Genomic DNA, 774 nt, shown 5'->3' with positions numbered 1-774 from the left:
CTCGCCGCCGCCAGTGCGGCCGTCGCCAAGCCCGCCACCGATACCAAGCCGGTCAGCGCGGTGCCGGACGGCCCGATCGTCGACACGCTGTCCGACACCACCGACGCCGCGCCGGCCACCCCGGCCGAACCGGCCGCGCCGATCAAGGTCGGCCCCGGCATGGAAAAACCGGCCGACGTGGCCCACGCCACGCCGCGCCAGTCCGACCCGCTGCAGCCGGTGTTCAACGGCAAGAGCACCCAGCCGACCGAGGCGGCCCCGGTGCTGAAGGAAACCGCCCCGGCCATCACCATCGCGCCGACCGCGCAATCGGCGCTGGAGGCGGCCAAGGCGGCTGTCACCGCGGTGCCGACGGACAAGCTCAGCAGCCGCGTCGGCACCCAGGCCTGGGACCAGCAACTGGGTCAAAAGATCATCTTCATGGCGGCCGGCGGCGAACAGAGCGCCACCATGGAATTGAATCCGCCCGACCTCGGCCCGCTGCAGGTCGTGCTGAGCGTGAACAAGGACCAGGCCACCGCCGCCTTCAGCTCGGCCCAGCCGGAAGTGCGCCAGGCGCTGGAGTCGGCCATGCCCAAGCTGCGCGAAATGATGAGCGAAGCCGGCATCCAGCTGGGCAACGCGACCGTCTCGGCCGGCATGTCTGACCAGAACAACGGTTTCAACCAGCAGGCCAGCTCGGCGCAGCACAGCGGCGGCCATGGCGGCGGCAGCCGTTCCGGCGCCAGCTTCGGCGGCGACAGCGGCGCCGGCGTGGACGTGCCGCGCAGCGCC

The 774-nt window shown here is 72.0% G+C and carries 1 protein-coding gene; it reads left to right on the top strand.

What is annotated here, in order from left to right; genetic code table 11:
- Positions 1 to 774 (top strand): flagellar hook-length control protein FliK (locus GTP90_RS35910; RefSeq protein WP_161087946.1); only part of this gene is annotated, 774 nt, incomplete at both ends.

This window comes from Duganella vulcania (assembly GCF_009857655.1).
Lineage (GTDB): Bacteria > Pseudomonadota > Gammaproteobacteria > Burkholderiales > Burkholderiaceae_D > Rugamonas > Rugamonas vulcania.
The sequence above is the reverse complement of the archived record's forward strand: the minus strand, read 5'-3'. Positions and strand labels throughout refer to the sequence as shown.